The organism is Streptomyces sp. NPDC047081, from assembly GCF_040643775.1.
Lineage (GTDB): Bacteria > Actinomycetota > Actinomycetes > Streptomycetales > Streptomycetaceae > Streptomyces.
In genome coordinates this window covers 100,739-120,437 of the sequence record NZ_JBEYUY010000028.1, presented here as the reverse complement: position 1 = coordinate 120,437, position 19,699 = coordinate 100,739, and the positions used below count along the sequence as shown (strand labels likewise).

General features: G+C 71.5%; 19 protein-coding genes and 1 pseudogene. 15 read left to right on the top strand and 5 right to left on the bottom strand.

The window, feature by feature from the left end; translation table 11 throughout:
• Positions 1-60: 60 nt before the first annotated feature.
• From ABZ848_RS38630 to ABZ848_RS38620, 3 genes are all read left to right on the top strand, one after another.
• Complete coding sequence (locus ABZ848_RS38630) at positions 61-717, top strand: DUF1326 domain-containing protein (protein WP_360839589.1); 657 nt, start codon at positions 61-63, stop codon at positions 715-717.
• 154 nt (positions 718-871) lie between these two features.
• Positions 872-2,791: a hypothetical protein gene (locus tag ABZ848_RS38625; protein WP_360839588.1), complete on the top strand. Its 1,920-nt coding sequence runs from the start codon at positions 872-874 to the stop codon at positions 2,789-2,791.
• Between the two features lie 246 nt (positions 2,792-3,037).
• Positions 3,038-4,297, top strand: a complete 1,260-nt coding sequence (locus ABZ848_RS38620; protein ID WP_360839587.1) for an MFS transporter — start codon at positions 3,038-3,040, stop codon at positions 4,295-4,297.
• An 11-nt stretch (positions 4,298-4,308) separates the two neighbouring features.
• Here the strand turns inward: ABZ848_RS38620 and ABZ848_RS38615 are convergent, their stop codons facing one another.
• From ABZ848_RS38615 to ABZ848_RS38605, 3 genes are all read right to left on the bottom strand, one after another.
• The gene (locus ABZ848_RS38615) at positions 4,309-5,178 is read right to left on the bottom strand and encodes a LysR family transcriptional regulator (RefSeq protein WP_360839585.1); all 870 of its coding nucleotides are present in this window, start codon (positions 5,176-5,178) and stop codon (positions 4,309-4,311) included.
• Between the two features lie 115 nt (positions 5,179-5,293).
• Positions 5,294-6,145 (bottom strand): amino acid deaminase/aldolase, encoded by an 852-nt coding sequence (locus ABZ848_RS38610; protein WP_360839583.1) that lies wholly within the window; start codon positions 6,143-6,145, stop codon positions 5,294-5,296.
• Positions 6,146-6,301: 156 nt separating this feature from the next.
• On the bottom strand, positions 6,302-7,156 hold the full coding sequence (locus ABZ848_RS38605) for a LysR family transcriptional regulator (protein ID WP_360839581.1): 855 nt from the start codon (positions 7,154-7,156) through the stop codon (positions 6,302-6,304).
• Positions 7,157-7,486: 330 nt separating this feature from the next.
• Between ABZ848_RS38605 and ABZ848_RS38600 the strand changes: the two genes are divergently transcribed.
• From ABZ848_RS38600 to ABZ848_RS38560, 9 genes are read left to right on the top strand one after another with little or no spacing between them, the layout of a single operon-like run.
• A complete protein-coding gene (locus ABZ848_RS38600) occupies positions 7,487-8,185 on the top strand; it encodes a lysophospholipase (protein WP_360839579.1) in 699 nt (232 codons plus the stop codon).
• Positions 8,182-9,024, top strand: a complete 843-nt coding sequence (locus tag ABZ848_RS38595) for a sulfurtransferase (protein WP_360839577.1) — start codon at positions 8,182-8,184, stop codon at positions 9,022-9,024. Before ABZ848_RS38600 ends, ABZ848_RS38595 begins: the two co-directional genes overlap by 4 nt.
• Before the next feature lie 26 nt (positions 9,025-9,050).
• The gene (locus tag ABZ848_RS38590; RefSeq protein ID WP_360839575.1) at positions 9,051-9,929 is read left to right on the top strand and encodes an ABC transporter permease; all 879 of its coding nucleotides are present in this window, start codon (positions 9,051-9,053) and stop codon (positions 9,927-9,929) included.
• Positions 9,930-9,931: 2 nt separating this feature from the next.
• Complete coding sequence (locus ABZ848_RS38585; protein ID WP_360839573.1) at positions 9,932-10,648, top strand: ABC transporter ATP-binding protein; 717 nt, start codon at positions 9,932-9,934, stop codon at positions 10,646-10,648.
• Positions 10,645-11,613, top strand: coding sequence for an ABC transporter substrate-binding protein (locus tag ABZ848_RS38580; RefSeq protein WP_360839572.1), 969 nt, complete (start codon positions 10,645-10,647; stop codon positions 11,611-11,613). The genes ABZ848_RS38585 and ABZ848_RS38580 overlap by 4 nt, the downstream gene beginning before the upstream one ends.
• A 16-nt stretch (positions 11,614-11,629) precedes the next feature.
• Complete coding sequence (locus ABZ848_RS38575) at positions 11,630-12,730, top strand: LLM class flavin-dependent oxidoreductase (RefSeq protein ID WP_360839570.1); 1,101 nt, start codon at positions 11,630-11,632, stop codon at positions 12,728-12,730.
• Between the two features lie 46 nt (positions 12,731-12,776).
• Complete coding sequence (locus ABZ848_RS38570) at positions 12,777-13,778, top strand: ABC transporter substrate-binding protein (protein ID WP_360839568.1); 1,002 nt, start codon at positions 12,777-12,779, stop codon at positions 13,776-13,778.
• Positions 13,775-14,896, top strand: a complete 1,122-nt coding sequence (locus ABZ848_RS38565; RefSeq protein ID WP_360839566.1) for an acyl-CoA dehydrogenase family protein — start codon at positions 13,775-13,777, stop codon at positions 14,894-14,896. The genes ABZ848_RS38570 and ABZ848_RS38565 overlap by 4 nt, the downstream gene beginning before the upstream one ends.
• A complete protein-coding gene (locus ABZ848_RS38560) occupies positions 14,893-16,269 on the top strand; it encodes an FAD-linked oxidase C-terminal domain-containing protein (protein WP_360839563.1) in 1,377 nt (458 codons plus the stop codon). Before ABZ848_RS38565 ends, ABZ848_RS38560 begins: the two co-directional genes overlap by 4 nt.
• Positions 16,270-16,396: 127 nt before the next feature.
• On the opposite strand, the gene ABZ848_RS38555 is transcribed toward ABZ848_RS38560, so the two are convergent.
• Positions 16,397-17,284 (bottom strand): helix-turn-helix transcriptional regulator, encoded by an 888-nt coding sequence (locus ABZ848_RS38555; RefSeq protein ID WP_360839561.1) that lies wholly within the window; start codon positions 17,282-17,284, stop codon positions 16,397-16,399.
• Positions 17,285-17,508: 224 nt separating this feature from the next.
• Here ABZ848_RS38555 and ABZ848_RS38550 point away from each other — a divergent pair, with 224 nt between their 5' ends.
• The 3 genes from ABZ848_RS38550 (at position 17,509) to ABZ848_RS38540 (ending at position 19,188) form a co-directional block, all read left to right on the top strand.
• A complete protein-coding gene (locus ABZ848_RS38550; protein ID WP_360839560.1) occupies positions 17,509-17,829 on the top strand; it encodes a carboxymuconolactone decarboxylase family protein in 321 nt (106 codons plus the stop codon).
• A gap of 70 nt (positions 17,830-17,899) precedes the next feature.
• Positions 17,900-18,334, top strand: a complete 435-nt coding sequence (locus tag ABZ848_RS38545; RefSeq protein ID WP_360839558.1) for a cupin domain-containing protein — start codon at positions 17,900-17,902, stop codon at positions 18,332-18,334.
• The gene (locus ABZ848_RS38540) at positions 18,331-19,188 is read left to right on the top strand and encodes an aldo/keto reductase (protein ID WP_360839557.1); all 858 of its coding nucleotides are present in this window, start codon (positions 18,331-18,333) and stop codon (positions 19,186-19,188) included. The genes ABZ848_RS38545 and ABZ848_RS38540 overlap by 4 nt, the downstream gene beginning before the upstream one ends.
• 84 nt (positions 19,189-19,272) lie before the next feature.
• On the opposite strand, the pseudogene ABZ848_RS38535 reads toward ABZ848_RS38540, so the two are convergent.
• A pseudogene (locus tag ABZ848_RS38535) lies at positions 19,273-19,695 on the bottom strand (Tn3 family transposase); the annotation flags it as partial.
• Positions 19,696-19,699: the final 4 nt, after the last annotated feature.

Genomic DNA, 19,699 nt, shown 5'->3' with positions numbered 1-19,699 from the left:
TCGGCACACGCGGTCTCGCCACTCCGATGAGCTCCTGGGGCTCGGCAGGAGGAAAGCGAGATGACAGAACAGGCCACCACCGCCACGCGCTGGCATCTGGCCGGCGACTGGTTCGATGTGTGCAAGTGCGCCATCCCCTGCCCGTGCACGTTCGCGCAGCCCCCGACCTATGGTGACTGCGAAGGCGTGCTGATCTGGCACATCCGGGAGGGCAGCTACGGGGACGTCCGGCTCGACGGCCTCAACGTCCTGATGCTCGGCTCCTTCACCGGCAACCCGTGGGCCGGCGAGCACAGCGACCCGTTCGCCGCGGTCTTCCTGGACGAACGTGCCGACGAGCAGCAGCGGGGTGCGCTCGGTGCCGTCTTCGGCGGCGAGGCGGGTGGCTGGCCGGCGCAGTTCGGGGAGATGTTCCACCCCGAGATGCGCGGTATGGACGTCGCGCCCATCCACGTCGAGATAGACAAGGACCTCGCCACCTGGCGGGCCGAGATCCCCGGCCGGGTCACAGCGTCCGCCGAGGCGCTCACCGGCCCGACCACCCCGGACGGCGCGCGTGTCCAGGTCCACAACGCCCCGGGCGCCGAGGTCGGGCCGGGCCAGGTCGCCACGTGGGGCCGGGCCACCGTCGACCGCGCGGACGCGTTCGGCTTCTCCTGGGACCGCTCCGGCAAGTCGAGCAAGCACTTCCCCTTCGACTGGAGCGGCCCCGACTGACTCACCCGATCTCCCGGGACCGGCTCAGGCGAGGCGCTCCAGGGCGCCGGCCTGCTCGTCACTGGCCGCGCTGTCCACGGCCCTGCCGCTTCCCGGACGCAGGGTCTGGGCTGAGGGCCTTGTCCCCCGCCGGGTCGGCGGAGATCATGATCGCGTGCAGCGCCAGGAGAAACTCCACGAACTACTCGCCCGCGCCGGCCTCACGGTCGTCGAGGACGTGCCCCCGGGCAGCCTGTTCCCGCCCGAGGCCGGCTGGCGGATCGCACGGGGGATCGCGGCGCCGCACGGCGTGGTCCGGGAAGCGCTCGATGCCGCGTGGTGGCGGCGTCTTCGCGATGTCGACGGCGAGTTCCTCATGGCCGTCCATCGGCATCGGATCGGCGGCAACGACGCCTGGTGGACCCGGGTCCGGCACACCGGGAGCGGCGTGCCGGAATTGACCGGTGTCCCCGGCTTCGTGGCGCTCTCCCTCGACGGGCAGGTGCTGCTGGCGGAGGTGCCCGACGCAGGCGGGCCTCGGGTGACGGCCTTCGACCGACTCCCAATGCGGTTGGAGGAGACCGCCGAGGCCGCCGGACGTGAGACGGACGTCGAGCGGGCCAACGTGTGGGCGGCGGTACCCGGCCCCCGCGCGTGGCCTTTGCACTGGGCGGAGGGGATCGGGTTCAACCCGGCCGCGACGGACGAACTGCTGATCCGGCTGCTGGATGTGGTGGACGGCTTCCTGCACGGATGCGACCGGCCCGCCGTTCTCGATGCCGCCGTGGCGCACCCCGATCCGAAGGTGCGGGCAAGGGCCGCCGACACGTTTCGGCCCAAGCTTTCGTCCGATCAGTGGGTACGACTGATCCGTGCCGAGCCGTCGCCGGATCGACGCGTGCTGTGGGCGGAGCACGCCCGCATCTGGGGCGCCGAACTGCCCGAGGACCTGTACGGCGACCTCCTCGCCGGCCCGTCCCGCGCGCGAGCCGCCGAACTCCCGGGGCTGCCCGCACGGCACCTGCCTGGCCTCGCGGCCGATGCCGATCCCCGGGTGCGGGCAGCGGCCTGTGCCCGGTGGGAGGAGCTCGCCGCGCCGCTGCGCCGGCGGCTGCTGGCCGACTCCGATGACGAGGTGCGAACGGCTGCGCTGCTCGCCCACCACACCGACGTACCCATGCCTCGTGACGTTTTCGCCGCCCTGCCCGACCCCCGGCAGGCGCTCGAACGGTGCCGCCTCACGCCCGAGTTGGAGGCGGAACTGGTCAGGAACGGTGACGCGGATGTGCGTCGGACGCTTGCCGCCAACCCGGGCCTGGGCGCGCACGGCGTCGCCGTACTGGCGCAGGACGCGCAGGACGACATCCGCTCCGCGGTGGCCCTGCGACCCGATCTCACCGAGGAGCAACGTGGGGCGGTGCGCCACGCTTTCGACCCGACGTCGATGTCGCGCACCTTGTCCTGGGTCGAGGAGCTGCACGGCGACGCCGAGGCGATGCGGCGTCTCGCCGCGTCGTCCCACCCGCTGGTCCGCCGCAGTGTGGCCCGAGCCCGGTACCTGCCGCCGGATGTCGTGGCGCGCCTGGCGCGGGACGAGGACCGGGTGGTCCGCCTGTTCCTCGCCGAATCGTGCGAGGACGCCCCGGCCGACATGCTGCTGGAGGTCTGGCGGTGGTGGGACGGCAGCTTCAGCCACCCCGGCCGGCCCCGCAACCACCCCAACTTCCCGCGTGCGGGCCTGCTGCGCCACGCCGCCGACCCCAGCGGGCGGATGCGCCGCCTGGCCCTGGAGGATCCGGAGTCGACACCGGCCGACGTCGCACGCCTGGCCCGGGATCCCGAAGCCGAAGTGCGCCGCCGCGCGGCTCAGGACCCCAGGCTCTCACCGGCCGACGCCGTACGGCTGCTGAACGACCCGCAGGACTACGTCCGCGACACCGCGGTGCGCAATCCGCGGCTGCCCGCCCGTGTCCTGGCCGAGCTGTTGCACGACCGCCAAACGGCAAACGACGCGGTCACCAACCCGGCGATCCCGGTCCCTGTCCTGCACCGCATCCTGGCCGCGGCCTCGGCCGCCGTGGCAGCCCGGCGCTGAACACCGCTCCCGGCAGGGCGCTCGGACGGAGGCGGACCTCGGGAAAGGGCGCAACGCGTTGGTCGCGGCCGGTCCGACGGTCATCTGCAGTCGAGACAACAGATATCCAGATCCATCGCAGAGAAGCGGGAAGCCGGGGAGGGCGACGCGTGCTTGATTCCGGTGAGAGCAACAAGGAAGTCGCTCCAGCGCCGTCACGTCTCTTCGGCGAACCCGTTCCGGCTCGTCCTTTGCGAAGAAGGTCCCATGTCCCAGTCACCCGAGCTTCGTTCCTCCGGTCCGCGTGGGTCGCAGCACGCCGCGACCGGGGCGCCCGCCCCTGATGGCGTCCCCGGCTGGCTGGTCGCTCTGCTGGCCGTGGCCTCCGGCATGACCGTCGCCAACCTCTACTACGCGCAGCCCCTGCTGTCCTCGCTGCGGGACGTCTTCCACATCACGACGGCCACCGCGGGCCTGCTCATCACGCTCACCCAGGTCGGCTATGTGATCGGCATGCTCTTTCTGGTCCCGCTCGGCGACCGGCTGGAGAAGCGAAGCCTGATCACGGCTCTCCTGACGGTCACCACGCTCGCGCTGGTGGCCGCCGGCCTGGCGACCGGGTTCCCGATGCTCCTGGTCGCCTCCCTGATCAGCGGTGGCACGTCGGTGGTCGCCCAGATCCTGGTCCCGTTCGCGGCGAGTCTGGCCCCGGACCACGCCCGTGGCCGGATCGTCGGCCGGGTGATGAGCGGCCTGCTGACCGGCATCCTGCTCTCCCGCACCCTCAGCAGCCTGGTCTCCGACGTCGCCGGCTGGCGCGTGGTCTACCTCGGTTCCGCCGTCATGATGGCCCTGCTGGCCGTGGCCCTGCGCTTCGCGCTGCCCAGGCAGGCCCCCACCACGACCATGCGGTACCACCATGTGCTGCGCTCCACGGTCACGCTGGTGCGCACCCACCCCGCGCTGCTGCGTCGCGGCCTCTACCAGGCGGCGATGTTCGGCGCGTTCAGTGCCTTCTGGACCACCGTCTCCTACGTACTGACCGGCCCGGGCTTCCACTACTCCCCCGTCGGCGTCGGCCTCTTCGCCCTCGTCGGTGCCGCCGGTGCGGCCGTTGCCCCGCTCGCCGGACACTGGGCCGACCGCGGGCTCACCCGTCCCATGACCGGCCTCGCCTTCGCCGTCGCCGCCGTGGCCTTCGCCGTCGCGGGCTTCGCGCAGCACAGCATCGTGGCTCTCGCCCTGGCCGCGATCCTCATCGACATGGCCGTGCAGACCACGCTGATCCTCGGGCAGCACACCATCTACCAGCTCGACGCCGGTGCCCGGGCCCGCCTCAACTCGGCCTTCATCGCCACCTTCTTCCTCGGCGGCGCCCTCGGCTCCCAGGTCGGCTCGATCGCCTACCGCGACGGGGGCTGGGGCGCGGTCAGCGTCCTCGGCGCCGCCCTGCCGCTGCTGGTGCTGCTGTACTGGCTCACCGAGCGCCGCGCCGACCAGCACAAGACCGTCTCCGTCGCCGGCTGAGCAGCGCCCGGTCAGTTGATGTGCCGCAGCAGCGCGGCGACCGCCGGTGGTGCCTCGCCGGGAGGTCGGACCACCATGACCTTCCAGTGCGGCGCGTGCCGGTCGAAGCGGTACTGGAGCAGGTCCGGGAAGCGGTCCCCGATCGAGGGGGGAACGATGCAGACACCCAGGTCATTGCGGACCAGTTCAGCGGCGGCCACGATGTCGTTCACCTCGAACGTCGTACTGCGCTCGGCTCCCGCCGCCCGGAAGGCCCGGTCGACCGCGTAGCGGATCGCCCAGCCGGGGGTGAAGTCCACCCACGGCAACTGGGCGACGTCGGCGAGCCGGACCTCGCCCTTCGGCATCCCGCCGGGGAGCACGCGCCGAGGAGAAGCCAGCAGCACCATCTCCTCGCGGGACAGCAGACGGGTCGTCAGCCCGCGTTGCTGCTGGCGGTCCAGAGCCACCACGGCCAGGTCCACCGTGCCCTCGCGCAGTGCCTGCCGGATGTCGGCGACGGCCGCCTGCCGCAGCCGCACCACCACGCCCGGATGCTCCGCACGCAGCGCGGCCAGGGCGTGGTGGAGTCCCGCCCACACCCCCTGCATCGTGCCGACCGTCACCCGTCCGTGCAGCTGCCCCTGTACGGCGTCGACCGCATCCCGAGCCAGTTCGGCGGCCCGGAGTGTCGCACGCGCGGCGGGGACGAACGCCTCGCCGGCCGGGGTGAGGGCGACGCGGTGCGTGGTGCGGTCGAACAAGGGCGTGCCCAGTTCGCGTTCGAGGGCGCGAACCGTGCCGGACACGGCGGACTGGACCACGTGCAGCCGCCGCGCGGCGGCCGTGAAGCCGCCCGTGTCCGCCACCGCGACGACGACCTCCATCTGCCGCAGATCCATGCTCGGCTCCCGGTCAACGGACAGGCTTCGATCTCCTCCGCATCGTAAGCGGACCTGCGCCGCGACCAGACCCAGGTGGCCTGTACGGGTCGGGACGAGTCTTCGGGCGGCGAACTCAGAGGAAGCAGCGGCCCTCTCCTCGGTAGGTCGGGACGACGTCCACGATGCTCCCGTCCTGGACCAGGTGCAGTTCGTTGAAGCGTTCGCACAGTTCACCGGCCTTGGCGTGGCGGAAGAAGACGGGGGTGCCGAGCGCGAGTCGCTCCGCGGCGGCACCGTGCAACGGCGTCTGTACCTCTCCTGGACCCTCGGCCCGGTCGTACCGCAGCCCGGCGGGGAAGGTCGGCGCGGGCGCTCGGTCCCAGCCGGGGACGCCGGAAGCGACGTAGCCGCCTCCGAGCACGGTCACCGTCCTGGGGCCGGGGCGGCGCACGACCGGCAGCGCGAAGAACGCGGCGGCCTGCGGAGTGAACCGGGAGTATCGGTCGAACAGGGTGGGCGCGAACAGGCCGGACCCAGCGGTGACTTCCGTGACGGCGGGCTCGCTCGTGACCAGCTCCAGGTCGCCCGTCCCGCCTGCGTTGACGAAGTCGAGCGGCGTGATTTCCGAGATCGCCTCGACCGCGAGTGCGCGTCGTTCCCGCAGCTCGCGGTGGGATCTGTCCTGCATCAGCCGGATCGCCCGGTTGAAAAGCGGGCGGTTGGGGACGGCGTCGCCTTGTCCGGCGATCTGTGCCTCGTACGACATCACCCCCACCAGGCGTGCGGAGGGGCTGCGTTGGACACGTCTGGCTGCCGCGGCCGCCTGCTCGGGTGTCCGGATCGGTGTGCGCTTCGCGCCGATCCGGATCCGGCCGCCGGCCAGCCAGAGGGAGGCGTCGAAGTCCAGGCACGTCTTCACCGCGACGTCGTGACCGCGAGTGGCGTGTTCGATCAGCTCGATGTGGTCCGGCGAGTCGATCATCACGACGGGAGCGCCGTCGGGGTCCTCGGCGGTGCGTTCCGCGAGGATGCCGAGCTGTTCGGTGTTCGCCGACGGGTGGGCGACGCAAAGGGGCGGCCCTTGGGCGGTCAGCCCTTGCCGACGTCAACTTCGGTCGAGCGGCACCGACGCCGCCCCGTCTCACTCCTCGCGCAACAGGTCCCGTACGGCCTCGAAGGCCGCCTCCGCCGTCGCCGGGTCCGCGCCCGGGCGGGCCAGGGCGCTCATGGGGATGGGGGTGACCGAGGGCAGGCCCTCGTAGGGCGTGAGGCCGTCGGGGGCGGGGCCGACCGCGGCGAGCAGGGCGACGCCCTGGCCGGTACGGGCGAGGTCGAGGACGCCCGCGAGGTAGCCGGCGTCACCGACGACCGCGGCGGGTACACCGTGGGCGGCGAGGGTGGCGATCGCACGGCGGCGGAGGGCGCAGGGGTCCTCGATGGCGACCAGCGGGACGGGCGCGGGCGCGGGCGGCGGCTCCCAACCGGGGACGGCGTGCCAGGTGAGCGGGAGCCCGCCGACCCGCGTGCCCTCGGTGGCGGCGGCCTCGGTGACGTAGACCGCGACGTCCACGCTGCCCCGCTCGACGGCCTCGACCAGGCGCGCGGAGCGGTCGATGCGGAAGCGGACCCGGCAGCCGGGACGGACCTCCTGGACCGCGGCGGTCAGCCGGGGCAGGAACTGGTCGGCGGCGTGCTCGGTGGTCCCGACGGTGACCGTGTCGCCGTCCGCGTCGAGCAGGGCGCGTACGGCCTCGTCGTGCACGGCGAGGATGCGGCGGGCCTGCTCCAGCAGCAGCCGGCCCTCGGGGGTGAACCGGGTGCGCCGGCCCTCGCGTTCGACGACCGGGCACCCTAGCGTCTTCTCCAGCTTGCGGACATGCTGGCTGACCGCCGACTGGCTGAGCGAGAGCACCTGCGCGGCACGGTGGAAGCCGCCGCAGTCGGCTATCGCGGTCAGGCTGCGCAGGGCCACGATGTCGAGGACGGGTCGGGACATGCCGCGACAGTAGCCGCTGACGTCGATCGATCGCGATCCCTGATCGGTTTCGATGCGGAATCATCGTTGGACGCGGCCGGTCAGGGCCGGTCATGATGGGCGCATGTTGCACGCGACCACTTCCGCTGCCCTTCTGACGCAGCGCCGAGTCATCGACTTCGGCGTGGCGTGCAGCGCGCGCTGTCGCTGACTGCCCTCCGGCCTTCCGCCGCTTGCTGAGCTGATCACGTCCGTCGTTTTTCCCGGCTGACACGTGACAGCCGTTCCCGTCTGCCCTTCTGGCTGCCTGTCCCCCGCATGTCCCCTGCCCCGAAAGGGAGTTGCCCTCTCATGTCCGCACCCTCCTCCTGGGACGAACCCGAAGGTTTCGCCGCACGCGGCACGTTGATCGTGCTGGCAGGGCGTGGTGAACACGGCGGTGTGTACGAGCGGTTCGGCCGCCGGCTCGCCTTCGACGCCTACCGGGTGCGCGCCCTCGGCGACGCCTCGGCCGACCCGTCCGTGCTGGACGAGGCCGCCAAGCTGCTGGCCGACGAGTCGCTGCCCGGCCCGAAGGTGCTGGTCGGCTCGGACACCGGTGCCCGGTATGCCGCCCACCTCGCCGCCGAGCACACCGCGGGCCTGGACGCGCTGATCCTGGCCGGCCTGCCCACCGCGCCCTGGGCGTCCGGGAGTTGGCAGTCCGAGGTCGAGGCACGCACCGCCTGCCCCACGCACCAGGGCCGCCTGACCAAGGACCCGGAGTTCCGCCGGGGAGCCCTCGACGTCACCCCGGACCTGCCCGAGCTGCGGCTGGACCTGGTTCGGGTGCCCGTGCTCGCCCTGCACGGCAAGGACGACGTGGTCAGCCCGGTCGACGAGGCCCTGCATGCGTACGGCGGGGTACGGACGGTGCTCTTCAACGGCGGCCGGCACGACGTCCTCAACGACGCCCTGCACCGTACGGCCGCCGCGACGATCGTGCTGTTCCTGGAGCGGCTGCGGCTGTCCGCCGAGCTCCCCGCGATCGCCGAGGGGGATCTGGCATGAGCGTCACCGTCACCGTCTCCGAGCTGCGTGAGCGGCTCGCTTCCGACGCCCCTCCGCTCGTGCTCGACGTCCGCTGGGCCCTGGGCGACCCGCACGGCCGCGATCACTACGCCGAGGGCCACATCCCGGGCGCGGTCTACGTCGACCTGGACCGCGAGCTGGCCGCGCCGCCGACCCCGCACGGCGGGCGGCATCCGCTGCCGGACATCGCCGAGCTGCAGGCTGCCGCCAGGAGGTGGGGCCTGCGCGAGGGCCAAACGGTCGTCGTCCACGACGACTTGGGCAACACGGCCGCGGCACGGGCCTGGTGGCTGCTGCGGTACGCCGGCGTCGCCCATGTCAGCCTGCTCGACGGGGCGTTGGGGGCCTGGCGATCGGCCGGACTGCCGCTGGAGTCCGGTGTCCCGGCGGAGACCCGGCCCGGGGACGTCGTCCTGCGAGCCGGCGGCCTGCCCGTCACCGATGCCGACGGAGCCGCCGAACTCGCGGCCCACGGGCTGCTGTTGGACGCGCGGGCGGCCGAGCGCTATCGGGGCGAAGTGGAGCCGGTGGACCCGCGGGCAGGACACATCCCGGGCGCGGTGTCCGCGCCCACCGGGGAGAACCTCGCACCCGACGGGACCTTCCTGCCCGCCGACGAACTCCGCAAGAGGTTCGAGGGCAAGGGCGCGACCGAGTCCACGCATATCGGCGTCTACTGCGGCTCGGGCGTCACCGCCGCCCACCAGATCGCGGCGCTGGAGATCGCCGGGTTCGAGGCGGTTCTCTTCCCCGGTTCCTGGTCCGCCTGGTCCGCCGACCCCGACCGGCCGGCCGGGACCGGTCCGTCGCCCTCCTGACTCCTGACTTCGTGAAGGAACCCGCCATGACGACGAAACCGCTCGCAGCGGGGGTGCTGTCGAAGCAGGACCTCCCCGAGGCGCCGGAGCAGTCCGCCCGTGTCACCATCCGCGGCACCGCGAGGACCGGCCGCCGCTTCACCGTGCCCCGTTCCGTCCGCCGGGCGGCAGGCCCGGTCGGCCTGGTCCTGCTGTGGTTCCTGACGTCGGCCACCGGGGTGCTCCCCGAGTCCGTGCTGGCCTCCCCGGTGGACGTCGTACGCCAGGCCGTCGACCTGACGAAGAACGGTGAACTGCCCAGCGCCATCGCCGCGTCAGGCCGCCGCGCCGCCATCGGCTTCGCGATCGGCGCGAGCATCGCCCTGAGCCTGTCCCTGCTGGCCGGTCTGTTCCGGCTCGGCGAGGACGTCATCGACTCCTCGATGGGCATGTTCCGGGCGATCCCCTGGGTGGGCCTCATCCCGCTGTTCATCGTCTGGTTCGGCATCGAGGAGACCCCGAAGATCGCGCTGGTCGCACTTGGTGTGACCTATCCGCTGTACTTCAACATCTACGGCGGCATCCGCTCCACCGACGCCCAACTCGTCGAGGCCGCACGGATGATGGGCCTCGGCCGGCTCGGGCTGATCAAGTACGTGATCCTGCCGAGCGCGCTGCCCGGTGCCCTCGTGGGGCTCCGGTACGCGCTGTCGACGGCCTGGCTCGCGCTGGTCTTCGCCGAGCAGATCAACGCCGACAAGGGCCTGGGCTATCTGATGAGCAACGCCCAGCAGTACTTCCGCACGGACGTCATCGTGCTCTGCCTCGTCGTGTACGCCCTGCTGGGCCTGGCCTGCGACTTCGCCGTACGGATCCTGTCGCGCCGCCTGCTGACCTGGCGGGCCAACTTCGAGGGCGAGGCCTAGAGATGCCCAACAGCGTGGAGATACGGGGGCTTTCGCGGGCCTTCGACGGCAACACGGTCCTGCACGACCTCGATCTCGACATCCGCGAGGGCGAGTTCGTGGCCCTCCTCGGACACAGCGGCTGCGGCAAGTCGACGCTGCTGCGGATCCTCGCCGGGCTCGACGACGAGATCGGCGGCGAGGTGACCGTACCCGCGCGGCGCAGTGCCGCCTTCCAGTCGCCGCGGCTGCTGCCCTGGCTGAAGGTGTGGCGCAATGTCGTCCTCGGTCTGCCCGGGCGGCCCGACAAGGCCCTCGCCGTCAGGGCGCTCGACGAGGTCGGCATCGCGGAGCGTGCCGGTGTCTGGCCCAAGACCCTCTCCGGCGGCCAGGCCCAGCGTGTCTCGCTCGCCCGCGCTCTCGTCCGCGAGCCCGAACTGCTGCTCCTGGACGAGCCGTTCGGGGCCCTGGACGCGCTGACCCGCGGCAAGGTGCAGCAACTCGTCGCCGAGCTCTGGCGGTTGCACGGCTGCGCGATCCTCCTGGTCACCCATGACGTGGAGGAGGCGCTGTTGCTCGCCGACCGCGTCCTGGTGATGGACGAGGGCCGTATCGCGCACGAGCTGACCGTCGAGCTGCCCCGCCCCCGTGATCTGACCGCCCCCGAGTTCGTGACCCTGCGCGCCCGCCTCCTGAACTGGCTCGGCGTGACCCACACCCTGGAAGGAACCCCCTCGTGATCCGCAGAATCGCCGTCGCCACGCTGAGCCTCTCCGCCCTGCTGGCGCTCACCGCCTGCGGCGCGGACTCCTCGGCGGACGCCTCCTCGTCGAAGCAGGTCACCCTGACGATCGGCGACCAGGCCAAGACCCTCCAGACGATCCTCGCCGCCTCCGACGCGCTCAAAGGTGCCAAGTACAAGGTGAAGTGGGCCGAGTTCGAGGGCGCGGCCCCGCTCTACCAGGCGGTGCAGGCGGGCGCCGCCGACACGGGCTTCTCGGCCGATCTGCCGGCGCTCCAGGCGCTCAGCGGCGGAGTGAAGATCAAGAACATCGCCGCGCTGAAGAACGACGGCACACATGTCGGCATCGTCGTCCGCAAGGACTCCGGAATCGACAGCGTCAAGGACCTCAAGGGCCAGAAGGTCGTCGTGTCCTCGGCCAAGGGCAGCGTCTCGGAGTATCTGCTGGCCAACGTGCTGAAGCAGAACGGGCTGAGTTACAAGGACGTCAAGGTCCAGTACCTGCTGCCGACGGACGCACAGGCCGCCTTCGCCTCCGGGAAGATCAAGATCTGGGCGACCTTCGGCGTCTACCAGGCCGTGGGCCTGGAGCAGGGTGGCAAGCTCCTCGTCGACGGCGCGGACGGCCGGGTCAGCGGCATCGGATACGTCAACGCCTCCGAGAAGGCCCTCGCCGACTCCTCGAAGAAGACGGCCCTCTCCGACTTCCTGCGGCGCCTCGGTACGGCCCTCAAGTGGACCAGCACCCACAAGGACGCCTACGCCAAGGCCATCGAGGAGCGCAACGGCGCCGACGCCACCGTCGCGCAGACCCTCGCCTCGGCCGCCTACGGCGAGGTCCTGCCGATCACCCCGGACGTGAACAGGACCGTGCAGGCCGTGGCCGACCTCATGAACGGCATCGGCGTGCTCGACCCGAACGTCGACGTGGCCAAGTCCTCCGACACGTCCCTTCTCAAGTAGTCACGTAGGAGCCCTCATGCCTGTCGAGTTCATCAGCGCCGTCCACACCGACGCCGGGGCCTCGGGCCCGGCCGCGTCCAGCCGGACCGGCCTCGACGTCCACCACCTGCGCAGGTACGCCCGCGCCCTGGACGACGGCGGCTTCGACCACACCCTGGTCGCCTATCACTCCGCCTCGCCGGACGCCTTCCAGATCGCCCAGTTCGTCGCCACCCACACCGAGCGGGTCCGCCCGATCCTCGCCCACCGTCCCGGCGTCATCTTCCCCACCCACGCGGCCCGCGCGCTGGCCACCCTCGACCAGATCAGCGACGGTCGGCTCACCCTGCACATCATCTCCGGCGGCAGCGACGAGGAGCAGCGTCGCGAGGGCGACTACCTCAACAAGGAGGAGCGGTACGAGCGTTCGGACGAATACATCCAGATCCTGAGGAAGGTGTGGCAGGCCGACGGACCCGTCTCGCACGAGGGCACGTACTTCAAGTTCGAGGGCTACTACTCCGATGTGAAGCCGGTGAACGGGCTGGTCCCGATCTCGGTGGGCGGCTCCTCCCAGGACGCCTACCGGGTCGGCGGGCAACAGGGCGACATCTTCGGGCTGTGGGGCGAGCCGCTGAAGGAGACGGCCGAGCAGATCGCCGCGGTGAACGCGGTCGCGGATGCCGCCGGACGCCCGCACCCCCGTATCTGGGTGTCGTTCCGCCCGATCATCGCGCCGACCGACGAACTGGCCTGGGAGAAGGCCCACCGCACGCTCGGCGTGCTCAAGGACCAGGCGAAGAACACCGAGTTGCTGCGCCACTACCGCACCACCGGCCGCCCGGCCAACGTCGGCTCCCAGCGCCTCCTCGACATCGCCGACCGCGGCGAGGTCCACGACCGCTGCCTGTGGACCGCGCCCGCGGTCGCCACCAACGCCGCCGGCGCCTCGACCGCCCTGGTCGGCTCCCCCGAGACGGTCGCCAAGGCACTGCTCGACTACGTCGGCATCGGCTGCGACCTGCTCTCCATCCGCGGCTACGACCCGCTCAACGACGCGATCGACTACGCCCGTCACGTCCTGCCGCTGGTCCGCCAGGAGCTGGCCCACCGCGCCGCGACCTCCCAGGCCGCCTGACCCTTCCCTTCCCCCGTCTGATTGCGAACACCCTTATGGAGACCCCGTGTTGTTCCGCCGTACCCTGCGCTCGTCCGCCGCCGCCCTGGCCCTGCTGCTGCCCTTCGCGGCCGCCTGCGGGGGCAACGCCAAGGCCGACGACTCGTCCGACTCCGTCACCCTCAGAGTCGGTGCGACCGGCTGGAAGGTCGAGGAGGCGGTGCTGAAGTTCGCCCACCTCGACGACACCCCGTACAAGGTGAAGTGGAGCCTGTTCCAGGGCGGTGACCAGCAGCTCCAGGCCATCCGCGCCGGAGCGCTCGACCTCGCCTCCTCCAGCGAGATCCCGCCGGTCTTCGCGGCGGCCGACGGCAGGCCGAACTTCAAGGTCGTCGCCGTCCAGCGCGGTTCGACGCTCAACCAGGAGGTCGTCGTCCCCAAGGGCTCCAAGGTGACGGACATCGCCGGCCTGAAGGGCAAGAAGGTCGGCTACGTCCAGAACACCACCGCCCATTACTTCCTCTACGAGCTGCTCAAGCAGGCGGGCCTGAAGTGGTCCGACGTGGACGTCAAGCCGCTCCTGCCCAACGACGGCCTCGCCGCCCTCAACGGCGGCAGCATCGACGCCTTCGCCTCCTACGGCACCTCGGTCATCACCGCCCACCAGCAGGGCGCCCGCACCGTCGGCTCGGGCGCGGACATCCTGTCGGGCAACTTCCTCTGGTCCGCGCGTGACAGCGTGCTGAAGAGCCCCGCGCAGAAGGCGGCGGTCGCCGACCTGGTCGCACGGATCACCAAGGCGTACGCGTACGTCCGTGACGGGCGTGCGGCCGCCTTCGCCAAGGTGATCTCGGCCAACACGCACCAGCCGGTCGCCCAGGCGCAGAGCGACCTGGTGACCCAGCAGAAGCAACGACCCACCCAGGCCCGCACGGTGGGCGACGACACGATCGCCTCGCAGCAGAAGGTCGCCGACGCCTTCACCGAACTCGGCGCGCTCAAGGAGCACTTGGACGTGAAGTCGTTCTGGACCACCGCCCTCAACGCCGACCTGAAGAAGGCCTTGTGACCGACCGGACCGTCATCGCCCGTATCGCCGAACTGGCCCCCGAACACGACCGATCCGGCACCTTCCCCGCCGAGTCCCTCCGGATCGCGCACGAGGCCGGACTCCTCACCGCCACCATCGGGAAGCAGTACGGCGGCTCGGGCGTCGGCGTCGAGGAGAGCGCCCGCATCCTGCACACGCTGGGGCAGGGCGATCCGTCGGTGGCGCTGATCGCGGCGATGACGCTCGCCACGCATGCCCGGCAGGCCGTGCAGCCGCACTGGCCCGATGAGCTGTACGCGCGGGTGGTGAAGGAGTCGCTGGAGCGGCCCGTTCTCGTCAACCATGCGCGCGTGGAGCCCGAGTTGGGCTCCCCCGCCCGGGGCGGGCTGCCCGCCACGCGCGCCCGGCGGACCGCCGACGGCTGGGCGATCAGCGGCACCAAGCGGTTCGTCACGGGGGCGGACGGGCTGGACTGGTTCCTGGTGTGGGCGACCACCGACGAGGCCGAGCCACGCGTGGGCACCTTCCTGGTGCCCGGCGGCTCGCCCGGCATCGAAGTCACCGGTCGCTGGGACCAGTTGGGACTGCGGGCGAGCGGCAGCCATGACGTGACGTTCCGTCACGTCGAGGTCCCGTACGAGCACGTCATCGGGATCGGGCCGTACGGACCGGCTGCCGAACAGGACAACCGGGCGGGCGCCGCTCTCCATCTCCCCCTGGCGGCACTCTACTTGGGCGTCGCCCGGGCCACGCAGGCCTTCTTCCACACCTTCGCCCATGAGCGGGTGCCCGCCAACCTCGGTCATCCGGTGGCCCGTACGGAACGCTTCCGGCGGGCCGCCGGGGAGATCGAGGTGCTGCTCGCCGCCGCCGAGCAGCTGGTGTTCGACGGGGCGGCCAAGCTGGACGCGGGCGACACCTCGTACACCCCCGAACAGGCCCTCGGCTCCCGTGTGTTGGCGGACCGGCACGGGGTGCGGGCGGTGGAACTGGCCGTGCGGCTGCTCGGCAATCCGGGGCTGGCCCGGGGCAACCCCCTGGAGCGGCACTTCCGGGACATCCAGTGCGCGCCCGTGCACGCGCCCCAGGAGGACATCTCCCTGCTCGCGATCGGAACGAGGGCCCTGAATCCGTGACGACAACCCCGGCAACGACCGTGTCCGCGCAGTTCCTGGGCCTGCTGGCCCGCGATCTGCCGCCCGACCGGCTGACCACCGCCCCGGCCGCGCTGGCCGCGCACGCCACCGACCGCTCGGGCACCCGGCCGGCCGGCGAGCCCCTCGCGCTCGTACGCGCCCGGCGCACCGAGGACGTGACCGTCACGCTCCGGCACGCGTACGCGTTGGGTGTGCCGGTGGTCCCGCGCGGCGCGGGCACCGGGCTGTCGGGCGGGGCGACGGCGGGCGAGGGCGCGCTCGTACTGGACCTTTCGAGGATGAACCGCGTCCTCGAACTCTCCGTGGAGGATCAGCTCGCCGTCGTCGAACCCGGCGTGATCACCGCCGAGTTGGACCGGGCGGCCGGTGCGCACGGCCTGCGATACGCCCCGGACCCGGCCAGTGCGGCCCTGTCGACGATCGGCGGGAACATCGCGACCAACGCGGGCGGGCTGCGGTGCGCGAAGTACGGGGTGACGCGGGACAGCGTGCTGGGTCTGGAGGCGGTCCTCGCCGACGGCACGGTGATCACCACCGGCCGTCGTACCGTCAAGGGTGTCACCGGTTACGACCTCACCGCGCTGCTCACCGGCTCGGAGGGCACCCTCGCCGTGATCACGTCGGCGACCCTGCGGCTGCGGCCGGTCCCGGTGGCGACAGCGACGCTCGCGGCCTGGTTCGACTCCTTCGAGACGGCGGCCGAGGCGTCGTACGCCATCGCGCGGGCCGGAGTCGTGCCCGCGCTGGCCGAGCTGGTCGACGGGCCCGTACTGCACGCGATCGATCCGGCGCTGCGGGAGCGGGGCGCCGCACTGCTGGTGGTGCAGTGCGACGGGGCGGGTGCGGCGGCCGAGGCGGCGACGGTCGCGCGGGTGCTGGCGCCGCTCGCCTCGGCGGTGGAGAGCACACAGGACCCCGTGGAGGCCGAGGCACTGCTGGCCGCGCGGCGGCTCGCGCTGCCCGCGCTGGAGCGGCTGGGCCGGCCGCTGATCGAGGACATCGCCGTGCCGCGCTCCCGGCTGGCGGAGGCGGTGCGGGAGATCCGGGCCATCTCCACCCGCCACGACGTTCCCGTCTTCACCATCGCGCACGCGGCGGACGGCAACCTGCACCCGATCATCGTGGTCGACCCGTCCCTGGACCGGCTGCCCGACGCGGCCTGGGAGGCGGCCGGCGAGATCTTCGCACTGGCACTGCGGCTCGGCGGGACGCTCACCGGCGAGCACGGGGTGGGGGTGCTGAAACGGCAGTGGGTGGCCGACGAACTCGGGCCCGCCGCACACACGTTGCAGCAACGACTCAAGGACGTCTTCGACCCCCGGGGCATCCTCAACCCCGGAAAGAGCCTCTGAGCGGGTGGCGAAGATCTCGCGAACTCGTAGGGAGACTGGGGGATGTTGGTTTCCGTACGGAGGATCGGGCCCTATCTGTCGTCAAACAGAAGCGGCCTGAGCGAAACACGTTCGGCGAGGGGCCGGCTCAGGGGCGGGATGCGCCCTGGTGGGCTTCGTCCGAGCTGGTTGCGGCCCAGGAGGCGAGCAGCATGAGGGCGTCGTGGCCCGGGGTGCCTGGTTCGGCGCTGTAGGCGGTCAGCGTGAGGCCGGGGTGGGCAGGCAGTTCCATGGCGTCGAAGTCGAACGCGATCTCGCCGATGGCCGGGTGGCGGAAGAGCTTGCGGCCGGTGCGGTGCAGGCGCACGTTGTGCTTGGCCCAGGCCGCACGGAACTCGTCGCTGCGGGTGACGAGCTCGCCGATCAGCCCGGTCAGTTCGGTATCGCCCGGGGCTCGGCCGGCTTCGGTGCGCAGCAGGGACACGGTGGTGTTGACCGAGGCGTTCCAGTCGGGGAAGAAGCCACGGCTGGTGGGGTCGAGGAACTGGAAGCGGGCGATGTTCACCGGGGTGGGGGCCGCGGCCGTGAACAGGGGTGCGTACAGGGCACGACCGAGGTCGTTGACGGCGAGGATGTCGAGGCGGCCGTTGCGGATGAAGGCCGGCGAGCCGGTCATGGACTCCAGGACCCGCTTGAGGCTGGCAGGAACGGCGTCCTTGGTCCGGCGAGCGGTGCGGCGGGCCGGGCGCCGGCGCTGAGCGGCGGCCAGGTCGTGCAGGTGGGAGCGTTCGGCGTCGTCGAGCTGGAGGGCGCGGCAGAGCGCGTCGAGGACTTCTTCCGAGGCGCCGGCGAGCTGTCCGCGCTCCAGGCGGACGTAGTAGTCGATGCTGACACCGGCGAGCAGGGCGACTTCCTCGCGGCGCAGTCCGGGGACCCTGCGCTTGCCGTTCCCGAAGGCGGGCAGGCCGGCCTGCTCGGGGGTGATCTTGGCGCGGCGGGTGGCGAGGAACTCTCGGATCTCGTGGGCGGTGTCCATGTTGTCCAGGTTAGGAGGAGCCGGGTGCGGCTGGGAGGTCCTGCCAGTACCTGGAACGGCAGAGCCTTCCGCACGTCTGTGAGCTGCGGTTTCCTCGATGGTGTCAGCGGATGCGGCCCCCGCTCGGAAGGCGGGCACCCCCTTGCGGGATGCCTGTCGGCCTGGGACGGCCGACAGTGGCAGTGCCTCATCCTCGTGTCCGCACCATCACAAGGAGTCACATCGTGGCGAAGCAGTCCGCACCCCAGGAGCTGGCCGGCATCGCGCCGAAGCTCGTCGAGGTCACCAACGAGGTCCTGTTCCAGGACGTGTGGGAGCGCCCCGGGCTCTCCCCTCGGGACCGGAGCCTGGTCACGGTCAGTGTGCTTGCCGCCCTCTACCGCAGCGAGCAGCTGCCGTACCACCTGGGTGTGGCGCTGGACAACGGGCTCACGGTCGAGGAGCTGTCCGAGGCGGTCACGCACCTGGCGTTCTACGCCGGATGGCCCAACGCCATGACCGCGATCACCCTGCTGAAGAAGATCGCGGACGAACGCTCCGCCTGATCCCCGGCGCGAGCAGCGAACCCGCCCCGCACGATCAGCGGGGCGCAGTGAACCAAAGCAAAGGAACAAGATGGCCGGCAACGGATTCGACCAGATCTTCCCACTCGGCGAGAAGAACGACGCCTACGCGCAGTACTTCATCGGCCAGAGCTACCTGGCTCCGCTCAGCTCGGGCAGCGTGCCCGTCAGCAACGTCTCCTTCGAGCCGAGCTGCCGCAACAACTGGCACATCCACCACGGCACGAACGGCGGCGGCGACCAGATCCTGCTGTGCACTGCCGGCAGCGGCTGGTACCAGGCCGAGGGCGAGGACCCCATCAGCATGGAGCCGGGCACGGTGATCCGCGTCCCCGCCGGCACGAAGCACTGGCACGGTGCGAAGGCCGACGCGTGGTTCTCCCACCTCGCCTTCATCACCCCGGGCGAAGGTGTCGGCAACGAATGGCTGGAGCCCGTCACCGACGAGGTGTACGGCAAGCTGCCGAAGAACGGAGCGAACGCATGACCGTCCTGAAGGAGACCTACACGCTGTCGAACGGCGTCGAGATCCCCAAGCTCGGGCTCGGCACCTGGTTCATCGACGACGACAAGGCGGCCGACGCGGTCCGCGCAGCCGTACAGATCGGCTACCGCAACATCGACACCGCCCAGGCATACGGCAACGAGCGCGGCGTCGGCGAGGGCGTGCGCACCTCCGGCGTGCCGCGCGAGGAGCTGTTCGTCTCGACCAAGCTCGCCGCGGAGATCAAGGACTACGACCAGGCGCTGGCCGCGATCGACGGCTCTCTGGAGCAACTGGGGCTGGACCACGTCGACCTGATGCTGATCCACAGCCCGCAGCCGTGGGACGACTTCCGCGGCGGCGACTACGCACAGGGCAACCGCGCCGCGTGGCGCGCGCTGGAGGAGGCCCACCAGGCCGGGAAGATCCGGGCCATCGGCGTCTCCAACTTCCAGCAGCACGACCTGGAGAACATCTTTGAGGGTGCGACCGTCGTCCCACACGTGAACCAGCTGCTCGTACACGCCGGCAACACCCCCGCCGAACTGCTGGCCTACTGCGCGAGCCGGCAGATCCTCGTCGAGGCGTACTCGCCGATCGCCCACGGCGCGATCCTGAAGAACGCCGAAGTCCAGGCGATGGCCGAGAAGTACGGCGTGTCCGTCCCCCAGCTCTGCATCCGCTACACCCTCCAGCTGGGCACGGTGTCACTGCCCAAGACGGCGAACCCCGACCACATGCGCTCCAACGCCGAGGTCGACTTCGAGATCTCCGACGCGGACATGGACGCTCTGCGGGCCCTGCGCGATGTGGACTACGGCGACCACAGCGCCTTCCCCGTCTACAGCGGCAAGTGACGCCAGACGAGGGCCACCCCGCGCTGGCACGGATCGGCCACGACGCACCGAGCCCGACGGCCCACCGGGCCAAGGCGAAACGGCCTAGTCCGGATCGCCCCCGGCGTCGTCCTCGTCCTCGTCCAGCTCCAGCGTGTCCGGGTCGCGCAGCGGGCGCAGGACGCCGACGGCCGGGACGCTGACGGTGAAGCTGTGGCGGCCGAGCAGGTTCAGGTTGCGGTGCTTGAGCGGGGACAGGCGTGCGATGTCCTCGTCGCGGATCTCATCGCCCTCTGCACGGAGCTGGGCGACGGCGATGTCGATGTACTTCGTGGTCCAGAGCACGATGGCGTTGAGGACCAGGCCGAGCGCGCCGAGCTGGTCTTCCATGCCGTCGCGGTACGCCTGATGGATGGTGCGGCGCTCGCCGTGGCACACGTCCCGGGCCGTCTTGCGGCGGGACTCCTGCACGGTGAGCTGCCGTTTCATCTGCCGACGGTGGGGGTCGTCCACCGGATCGACCACTCGTGAC